Annotated in this window: 5 protein-coding genes; all 5 read left to right on the top strand. The window is 65.3% G+C overall.

Annotation, left to right across the window (positions count from 1 at the left end):
* Nucleotides 1–226: 226 nt before the first annotated feature.
* The 5 genes from ppx (at nt 227) to AC13GI_RS19870 (ending at nt 10,125) form a co-directional block, all read left to right on the top strand.
* The gene (gene ppx, locus AC13GI_RS19890) at nt 227–1,753 is read left to right on the top strand and encodes an exopolyphosphatase (RefSeq protein ID WP_099819167.1); all 1,527 of its coding nucleotides are present in this window, start codon (nt 227–229) and stop codon (nt 1,751–1,753) included.
* A gap of 316 nt (nt 1,754–2,069) precedes the next feature.
* The gene (locus tag AC13GI_RS19885; protein WP_482997142.1) at nt 2,070–5,039 is read left to right on the top strand and encodes a TonB-dependent receptor domain-containing protein; all 2,970 of its coding nucleotides are present in this window, start codon (nt 2,070–2,072) and stop codon (nt 5,037–5,039) included.
* Nucleotides 5,040–5,369: 330 nt separating this feature from the next.
* The gene (locus AC13GI_RS19880; protein WP_482997141.1) at nt 5,370–8,294 is read left to right on the top strand and encodes a TonB-dependent receptor plug domain-containing protein; all 2,925 of its coding nucleotides are present in this window, start codon (nt 5,370–5,372) and stop codon (nt 8,292–8,294) included.
* A 165-nt stretch (nt 8,295–8,459) separates the two neighbouring features.
* A complete protein-coding gene (locus AC13GI_RS19875) occupies nt 8,460–9,605 on the top strand; it encodes a glycosyltransferase family 4 protein (RefSeq protein ID WP_482997140.1) in 1,146 nt (381 codons plus the stop codon).
* A complete protein-coding gene (locus AC13GI_RS19870; protein ID WP_180163719.1) occupies nt 9,586–10,125 on the top strand; it encodes a phosphatase PAP2 family protein in 540 nt (179 codons plus the stop codon). The genes AC13GI_RS19875 and AC13GI_RS19870 overlap by 20 nt, the downstream gene beginning before the upstream one ends.
* Nucleotides 10,126–10,170 lie beyond the last annotated feature (45 nt).

The raw sequence follows: 10,170 nt of genomic DNA, 5'->3' as shown, positions 1-10,170 counted from the left end.
GGTCCGGTTGCGGGGGCGTGAGCGCCATGGATGGCGCGACCGAGCTTACAGGGACGTACTTGCAGCGTCCCCCGCCACCGGACCCACCCCGCCATCCCACGGATACCCCGCCTTTGACGTTGACGTTGATTCTGCGGGTGCAGGGCGCAGCCCTGCCGCACTCCCCCCACAAAATGTGAAGGCCACGCGGTGACGAGTTCACCGCCCCTTCGGCTAACATTCGCCCATGCCGCATACCACCACGACTCCGCCCGCATTGCAGGATGGCGACCTGCTGGCCGCCATCGACCTTGGCTCCAATAGTTTCCACATGGTCATCGCGCGTTACACGCTTGGCCAGCTGCGGGTGATCGACCGCCTGCGCGAAACCGTGCGCATGGCCGATGGCCTGGACGGCAAGGGCGGACTCTCCGCAGCAGCGCGGCAGCGCGCGCTGGAGTGCCTGGCCCGGTTCGGCCAGCGCATCCGCAACGTCCCGCCGCATCGCGTGCGTGCACTGGCCACCAACACGGTGCGCCAGCTGCGTTCGCCGCAGGCCTTCCTGATGCCGGCCGAAACCGCACTCGGGCATGCCATCGAAGTGGTCAGTGGCCGCGAAGAGGCGCGACTGATCTATCTGGGCGTGGCCCATGCACAACCGCCCAAGCCCGACCAGCATCGCCTGGTCATCGACATCGGCGGCGGCTCGACCGAGTTCATCATCGGCAAGGGCATGCAGACGCTGGAGCGCGAGAGCCTGCAGGCCGGCTGCATTGCCAGCACCCGTCGCTTCTTCCCGGGCGGCAAACTCAGCAAGAAGCGCTGGAAAGATGCACTGGCCGAAATCGGCCGCGAGTTCCAGCCCTTCGCCAGCAAATACCGCGCGCTGGGCTGGCAGGAAGCCCTTGGCTCGTCCGGCACCCACAAGGCCATCAGCGAAATCTGCGCGACGATGAAGCTGAGCAAGGGTGCGATCACCGCCGAGGCGTTGCCGCAGCTCCGCGATGAGCTGCTGAAGGCCAAGAAGATCGACGACATCGTGCTGCCCGGCCTGTCCAGCGATCGCCGCCCGATCATCGCCGGCGGCATCCTGGTGCTGGAGGCCGCCTTCCAGGCACTGGGCCTGCAGAAGCTGCTGGTCAGCAAGGCCGCGATGCGCGAGGGCATCCTCTATGACATCCTCGGCCGTGCCGGTGACAACGACCCGCGCGATGAATCGGTGGCCGCCCTCACCCATCGCTATGGCATCGACACGGTGCAGGCCGGCCGCGTACAGGACACCGCACTGTCGTTGCTGGAGCAGGTGCAGGAACGCTGGAAGCTGGATGCCGATGATGCACGCATGCTCGGCTGGGCCGCGCGCCTGCATGAACTGGGCTTGATGATCGCCCACAGCGGTTACCACGTGCATGGCAGCTACGTGCTGGAGAACTCGGACATCGCCGGCTTCTCGCGGCAGGAACAGCAGATGCTGGCGACGCTGGTGCGCAATCACCGCCGCAGCATCAGCAAGACCGCCTTCGATGCCATTCCCGAACGCCTGCTGCTGACGGCACGGCGCCTGGCTGCCCTGCTGCGCCTGGCGGTACTGCTCAACCGCGCGCATGAAGACGCACCACTGCCGGCGCTGGAACTGACCGCCGACGACAGCCGCCTGTCGCTGATCGTGCCGCAGGCCTTCATCGATGCGCGGCCGCTGCTGCGCGCCGACCTGATCGGCGAGACCGAAGGCATCGCCGGGCTGGGCATCCAGTTCCGTCCGTTCGTGGTCTGAGCAGGGCGCCGGGCGCCCACGCATCGCCGTCGGCGCCCGATTACATTTCGTTACAGTCCGCGCAATCGACCGCCAATTCCTGCTGCAACGCAGCAGCAGGCTTCGGCGGCGTGCGACTCGTTCTGACGTAAACCCCTGCTTTTGTTCACGTTTGGTGAAAGCGCGTGATGCGTAACGACACAAACCGACACGCGCTCTTTACATAGCATTAACCAACGAGACTACTATCGGGTCATCGGCTCGGTCCTGGACCTGCCGATTCCTTCGACGCCCGTTTTGGCGTCCTTTGCACGACCCGAGAGAGAGAGAGCTCGTCATGACTTCACGCACCACCGCACTGGGGCAGGCCATCCGCTACGCCCTGGCAACCACCGCGACGCTGGCTGCGCTGCCGGCGTTCGCCCAGAGCAGCAGCACCGCCTCGCCGACCAACCTGGACCGCATCGAAATCACCGGTTCGCGCATCCGCCAGGTGGACGTTGAAACGGCGCAGCCGGTGCTGGCACTGAGCCGTACCGATATCGAACGCCAGGGCTTCAGCTCCGTTGCCGACATCCTGCAGAACGTGACCGCGATGGGCAGCCCGGCAATCAGCCGCGCAAACGCGCTGAGCTCGGGCGAGAACACCGGCGGCACCTATATCGACATGCGCAACCTGGGCGCGCAGCGCACCCTGGTGCTGGTCAACGGCAAGCGTCTGGGCATCAGCACCTCGGGCCTGCAGGACGTGTCCTCGCTGCCGGTGTCGGCGGTGGAGCGTATCGAAGTGCTGAAGGATGGCGCCTCGGCCATCTACGGCTCCGATGCGATGGCCGGCGTGGTCAACATCATCACCCGTTCCAACGTCAACGGCGTGACCGCCAACGTCTACCACGGCCAGTACAGCGAAGGCGACGGCGCGCGCGACCGCTTCGACGTGGTGGGTGGCTGGAGCAACGACCGCGTGTCGCTGACGCTGGCGCTGGAGCACTCCGAAGAAAAGAGCGTGTGGGCACGTGACCGCTGGTTCAGCAAGTACGGTACCAGCGACCACAACCCCAATGACCCGTCCAACTGGACCACGCTGAGCCAGTACGGCCAGATCACTGGCCTGAAGGGCCGCCCGGGCTGCACCGATACCCGGCTGGGCTGCGGCTACTCGCTCAACCGCGGTGCCGATCCGACCAACCCGGCCAATTACCACCTGACCGATGCAACGCCGTTCACCGGTGACGTCAGCAATGCCAACGACCAGATGCACGTCATGTACCCGATCAAGCGTGATTCGGTGTACTTCGATGGCCGCTTCAAGCTGACCGATGACATCAACCTGCGCACCGAGTTCGGCTACAACAAGCGTTCTTCCGAGCGCCAGATCGCCGGCTACCCGACCCAGTCCAGCTCGGTGTCCATTCCCAATGACCCGAACGCCACGGGCCAGATGTCCAGGGACAGCTACTTCAATCCGTTCGGCAGCCAGCACGGCTATGCCAACCCGACCGCAGTGTCCTGGAACCGCCGCACCTGGGAAGTGCCGCGCGTGAGCACCAGCGAACTGAAGACCTATCGTGCGGTGGTGTCGCTGGATGGTGCCTTCGAGATCGGCGAGCGCTACTTCGACTGGGACGTGGGCTACCAGTACAACCGCAACGAGCTGACCGCCACCGCCACCGGCAACCTGCACAAGAAGCGCGTGCGTGACGCCGTGGGCCCGTCGTTCCTCGACCCGGCCACCGGCAAGGTGATGTGCGGCCGCCAGGGCGCGGTCATCGATGGCTGCAAGCCGTGGAACCCGCTGGTGCCGTTCGGCAAGAATGACCCGAACGGCCTGACCGGCAACGAAGAACTGCTGTCCTGGCTGTTCCCGGCCGAAAAAACCACCGGCCGCACCACCACCAAGAATGCGTTCGCCAATCTGTCGGGCAGCATCATGACCCTGCCGGCCGGCGACCTGGGCTTTGCCTTCGGTGTCGAAAGCCGCAAGGAAGATGGCAAGTACACGCCTGACGCGCTGGCCCAGACCGGTGCCACCACCAACCTGGCCGCTGGCCCGACCGGCGGCAGCTACACGGTGAAGGAAGCGTACCTGGAGCTCAACGTGCCGATCCTGGCCGACCTGCCGGGTGCCAGGGAACTGAGCATCAGCGCCGCAACGCGTTTCTCCGAGTACAACACCTTCGGCAACACCCTCAACAGCAAGTTCGGCTTCAAGTGGAAGCCGATCGACCAGCTGCTGGTCCGCGGCACCTGGGCCGAAGGCTTCCGCGCACCGACCATCAGTGACCTGTACGGCGGCGGTTCGGAAACCTTCGCGCAGTTCAGCGATCCCTGCGACACCGTGTTCGGCGCTTCCAAGAACAGTCCTGAAGTCCGCGCACGCTGCGCACGCGACATCGCCGATGCCGGCAACTTCCGTCAGCTGCGCCAGGGCAACACGCCGGTGACCACCGCGCAGGACGCAACGCCGACGCCGTTCGTTTCCGGTTCCAACCCGCAGCTGACCCCGGAAACCTCGACCAGCAAGACGCTGGGCCTGGTGTGGAGCCCGACCTTCGTCAGCAACCTCAACGTTGCGCTGGACTGGTGGAAGATCCGCATCGACAACACCATCGTCGATGACAGCCCGAACCAGATCCTCACCGACTGCTACGAGCAGGGTATCGCAGCACGTTGCAGCCGCTTCACCCGCGACGCGGCCACCGGCATCGTCACTGGCCTGAAGTTCGGCAACCGCAACGCCGGCTTCGCCGAGACCGAAGGCTACGACCTGGACGTCAGCTACCGCGTCGATACCAGCTACGGCAAGCTGAGCGCTGGCTGGACCAGCACCTACGTCAGCAAGAACGTGTACCGCTCGACCAACGATACCGGCGTGGTTCCCACCCCGATCAACGGCGTGGCCAACACCATCGGCACCAGCACCAGCCTGGCCTTCCGGGTGCGTTCGAACCTGGTGCTGGGTTGGGATATCGGCGACTTCGGCGTCAGCTGGACCGCGCGTTACTACTCCGGCGTGAAGGAGCGTTGCCTCAACGCTACCCGTTACGCGGATGAGTGCTCCGATCCGGGCTTCATGGCTCCGTGGATCAAGGGCACGCGCGATTACAACCAGCGTGGCGCGGTCACCTTCCACGACGTGCAGTTCCGTTACAACCTGCCGTGGGATGCCACCGTGTCGGTTGGCGCCAACAACGTGTTCGGCAAGGACGGCCCGGTGATGTACAGCAAGCCGAATTCGTCGTTCTCCTACTACGGTGGCTACGACATCGGTCGTTTCATGTACATGAAGTATCAGCAGCGCTTCTGATCCACGCGTTGACGCAACACCATGACCACGGCCCTTCGGGGCCGTGGTTTTTTTTTGCCTGCGCAGGTTGTCGCCATCCACATCGGCCTTGACGCTTTCAATCCAGCACGCGAGCCCGGGCACACCTTCAGCCGGAACACCACATGACCGAGCAATCGATTGATTCGCTTCCGCTTTGTACAAAAGCGTCATCACCGATCCGGGCGCTTTCGTCGCTTTCCTCTACTTCTGCCTGCGGGCCTTCACTAGGTTTGAACGTCCACCGCCTGCGGTGGAACTGGCGCCGCCCTGCTTGGCCGCGCACCGATGAATTGGAAGAGAGAGAGACCCATGACCATCCGTATTCCCGAACTTGGGTTGGCGATCCGCCGAGTGCTTGCGATGACCGCCACCACTGCGTTGGCCGTTCCCGCATTCGCCCAGGATTCCGCTGAAGCCACCACCCTGGACCGCATCGAGATCACTGGCTCGCGCATCCGCCAGGTCGATCTGGAAACCGCACAGCCCGTGCTGACCATCAGCCGCGCTGACATCGAGCGGCAAGGCTTCAATTCCGTCGCCGACATCCTGCAGAACCTGACCGCAACCGGCAGCCCGGCAATCAGCCGTGCCAGCCCCCTAAGTGCTGGCGAAACCGCCGGTGGCAGTTACGTGGACATGCGCGGCCTGGGTGCACAGCGCACGCTGGTGCTGATCAATGGCAAACGCCTGGGCATGACGACCAGTGGTTACCAGGACATCTCCAGCATTCCTGCCGCTGCCGTGGAGCGCATGGAAGTTCTGAAGGATGGCGCATCGGCCATCTACGGTTCCGATGCCATGGCCGGCGTGGTCAACATCATCACCCGCCGCAACGTCGAGGGCGTGACCGCCAGCGTCTACCATGGCCAGTTCAGCGAAGGCGATGGCGCCCGCACCCAGTACGACGTGGTTGCAGGCTGGTCGAATGAACGCGCCTCGATCAGCCTCGCCGCCGAGCATGTCGAAGAAAAGGGCGTGTGGGCGAAGGACCGGGGCTTCAGTGCCTACACCTATACCGATCGTCATCCGGACGATGGTTGGACCACGGTCGGCCAGTGGGGCCGCATTACCGGCTTCAACGGTCCGGGCTGCAGCAACAGCCGCGGCTGCAGCTATTCGCTCGACCGTGGCGGCCAGCCGGGAGGTCCGGACAGCTTCCATCTCAGCGACAACACCCCGTTCACCGGTGATGTCAGCAACAGCAACGAACAGATGCACCTGCAGACACCGATCAAGCGCGACTCGATCTTCGTTGACGCGCGCGTGGATCTGAACGACCAGGTCCGCTTCAACACCCAGCTGGCCTACAACCAACGCACCACCAGGCGTCAGGTGGCCGGCTACCCGTTCCAGTCCGGCGCAGCCGGCATCACGCCGATGTCCGTCGACAGCTGGTTCAACCCGTTCGGCAGCCATCACGGCTACGAAACGCCCAGCGACGTGGACTGGAACCGCCGTACCTGGGAGATTCCGCGGGTCAGTACCAGCGAACTGACCTCCTGGCAGGGCGTGGCGGCGTTCGAGGGCAGCTTCGCCTTCGGCGGTCGCGATTTCGACTGGGAAGCCGGCTACCAGTACAACCGCAGCGAACTGATCCAACGCGCCACCGGCAACCTGCACAAGCAACGCGTCGCCGATGCCACCGGGCCGTCCTTCTACAATCCGGCAACCGGCAAGGTCGAGTGCGGTACACCGGATGCGCCGATCGCCGGTTGCAGGCCCTGGAACCCGCTGGTGCCCTATGGCCAGGATGATCCCTATGGCCTGACCGGCAACCCGGAACTGCAGGACTGGTTGTTCCCAGAAGAACTCACCCGCGGCCGTACCACTACCCGCAACCTGTTCGCCAGCCTCAGCGGCAGTCTCGCCACGCTGCCGGCCGGCGAACTGGGCTTCGCGGTGGGTGCGGAGAGCCGCCGCGAGGATGGCCGCTTCATCCCCGATGCGCTGGCACAGACCGGTGCCACCACCAACCTGGCCGCAGGCCCCACCGGCGGTGGCTACCGTGTAGACGAGGCCTACCTGGAGCTGAGCGTGCCGGTGCTTCGCGACCTGGCCGGTGCGCGTGAGCTGAGCCTGAGCGCCGCTACCCGATACTCGGACTACACCACCTTCGGCGGCACCCTCAACAGCAAGTTCGGCTTCACCTGGAAGCCGATCGATCAGCTGCTGGTCCGCGGCACCTGGGCCCAGGGCTTCCGCGCACCGACCATCTCCAACCTGTATGGCGGTGGTTCTGAAACCTTCACCACCGGCTTCCGCGATCCCTGCGACACCGTCTACGGTGCAGCCGCCAGCAGCCCGGAGGTGCGTGCACGCTGCGCCGCCGACATCGCCAATGCGGACACCTACCGCCAGCTCGGCCAGGGCAACGAGCCGATCACCAGCAGCAGCGGGCAGACGCCGCGGCCCTTCACCAACGGCTCCAATCCGGACCTGGAGCCGGAGACCTCGACCAGCCGCACACTGGGCCTGGTCTGGAGCCCCACGTTCGCCGAAGGGCTGAACATCGCGCTGGACTGGTGGAAGATCCGCATCGAGAACACGATCGTTTCCGACCATCCCAATGACATCCTCCGCGACTGCTACGAGTTGGGCATCGCCGAACGTTGCGGCGGTTTCACCCGTGACCCGGAACTGGGCATCATCGACAAGCTCAGCTTCGGCAACCGCAACAGCGGTTTCCGCCAGGCCGAAGGCTATGACCTGGAGATCGGCCACAAGCTCGAAACCCGCTGGGGCACGCTGCGCGCCGATTGGAAGAGCACCTATGTGGTTGCCGCCGAAGAGCGGACCACCAACGAGGCGGATGTGCCGCCGATTCCCAGCAATGGCATCGCCACCAACGACGGTATCGGCTTCCGGGTCCGCTCCAACGCATCGCTGGGCTGGGAGCAGGGCAACCTGGGCCTCACCTGGAGCCTGCGTTACTTCTCCGCCGTCAAGGAACGCTGCCTGGACGCGAGCGGCCATCCGGACGAATGTTCCGATCCGGACCAGCGCGCGCCCTGGTACAGCGGCAGCCGCGATTACAACCGACGCGGTTCGGTCACGTTCCATGATGTGCAGGCGCGTTACACCCTGCCGTGGAGCGCCACCGTTTCGATCGGCGCCAACAATGTGTTCGCTCGCCAGGGACCGATCCTGTACAGCCAGCCAAGTTCCAACTTCTCCTACTACGGCGGCTTTGACATCGGTCGTTTCATCTACATGAAGTACCAGCAGCGCTTCTGATCCACGCACTGGCGCAACACCATGACCACGGCCCTTCGGGGCCGTGGTTTTTTGTGCTCCTGAACTACGCGGGCGGCGCCCGGCGTGGCCGTCATCACGCTGTCGCAAAGCGGTCATGTCGGCTACATCGCCAGGCCTGAGCATGCGTAAAACCGGAGGCCCGCCATGCGCTATGCCATCGTCACCGAAACCTACCCGCCGGAGATCAACGGCGTCGCACTGACCGTGCAGGGCCTGGAGCAGGGATTGCGCGCCGCCGGCCACGAGGTCGACCTGATCCGCCCGCGACAGGCCAGTGAAGCGCTGGAGGCGGCACCGGGCACCCTGCTGGTTCCGGGTGCGGCCTTGCCGCGCTATCCCGGCCTGCGCTTCGGCCTGCCCGCACCGATCCGGCTGGGCCGGCACTGGCGGCAGCAGCGCCCGGACGCGATCTACGTGGCTACCGAAGGCCCGCTGGGCTGGTCGGCGCTGCGCACCGCGCGCCGCCTCGGCATTCCGGTGGCTACCGGATTCCACACCCGCTTCGACGAATACCTGCCTGACTATGGCGTGGCGTGGCTGCAGTCGGCGGCAATGCGCTGGATGCGCCGCTTCCACAACCAGGCCGATGCGACCCTGGTGCCCACCCGTGAACTGCAGGAATTTCTCACCGAACAGGGTTTCGAGCGTGTGCGCCTGCTCGCGCGCGCGGTCGACAACCAGCAGTTCGACCCCGCACGCCGCGACCCGGCGCTGCGCGAAGAATGGGGCATCGATGGTACGGGGCTGGCAGCGATCTACGTCGGCCGCATCGCCGCCGAAAAGAATCTCGGCCTGGCGGTGAAAGCCTTCCGCAAGCTGCAGCAGGTGCGTCCGAAAGCACGCTTCATCTGGGTCGGCGATGGCCCGGCGCGCGAAAAACTGGCCCATGAGAATCCCGATTTCATCTTCTGCGGCATCCAGCGTGGCGATGCCCTCGCCCGCCATTTCGCCAGTGGCGACCTGTTCCTGTTCCCCAGCCGCAGCGAGACATTCGGCAACGTGACCCTGGAAAGCATGGCAAGCGGCCTGGCTACTGTCGCTTTCGACTACGGCGCGGCCCGCGAGTACCTGCGCAACGGCGAGAATGGTGCGGCAGTGGATGACGACGAGCAGTTCGTGCAGGCAGCAGTTCAACTGGCTGCCGATGACGCCCTGCGCCGCGAGTTGGGCGGCAACGCGGCACGGGCGATGAAGCGGCTGCACCCGCAGCAGGTGGTGGCGGAGTTTGAAAGCCTGCTGGCGGAACTGGCCAATGCACGGAGGAGCGGACATGCGCACCACGCCGCTTGAACTGCTGGCCGGCCGCGAAGCGCGCTTGTGCCGCCGCGCCAACCACTACTGCCGACGTCGCCGCGTGCGGCGCGTGTTCTCGATCATCAGCCGGCTCGGCGATGGCGTGTTCTGGTACATGTTGATGGGCGCGCTGGTGCTCATTGATGGCTTCGACGGCCTGCGTGCATCGGTGCACATGGCCGCCACCGGGCTGGCCGCGCTGCTGCTGTACAAGGGGCTGAAACGCTGGACCCGGCGACCGCGGCCGTACGCGGCCGACCTGCGTATCCGTGCCTGGGTGGCGCCGCTGGATGAGTTCAGTTTCCCGTCCGGGCATACCCTGCACGCGGTGTCGTTCACCATCGTTGCGCTGGCCTACTACCCCTGGCTGGCACCGCTGCTGGTGCCGTTCACCTTCGGCGTGGGCCTGTCGCGCGTCGTACTGGGCCTGCACTATCCTAGCGACGTTCTGGCGGCCACCGGCATCGCTGCACTGCTGGCCTCGGCCAGCCTGGCCTGGTTGCCGCTGCCGGTGTGACGCCCTGCGACGGGCAGAGCCCTGCGCCAGCGGCAAAGCGATGCC

This window comes from Stenotrophomonas sp. 82F1 (genome assembly GCF_056861525.1).
Note: the sequence above shows the minus strand (reverse complement) of the source record. Positions and strands in the feature narration are given on the sequence as shown.

Bases quoted from the DNA above. Each gene is read 5' to 3' on its own strand.
- AC13GI_RS19880 (WP_482997141.1), top strand. From the start codon at position 5,370: ATGACCATCCGTATTCCCGAACTTGGGTTGGCGATCCGCCGAGTGCTT.
- AC13GI_RS19875 (WP_482997140.1), top strand. From the start codon at position 8,460: ATGCGCTATGCCATCGTCACCGAAACCTACCCGCCGGAGATCAACGGC.
- ppx (WP_099819167.1), top strand. From the start codon at position 227: ATGCCGCATACCACCACGACTCCGCCCGCATTGCAGGATGGCGACCTG.
- AC13GI_RS19870 (WP_180163719.1), top strand. From the start codon at position 9,586: ATGCGCACCACGCCGCTTGAACTGCTGGCCGGCCGCGAAGCGCGCTTG.
- AC13GI_RS19885 (WP_482997142.1), top strand. From the start codon at position 2,070: ATGACTTCACGCACCACCGCACTGGGGCAGGCCATCCGCTACGCCCTG.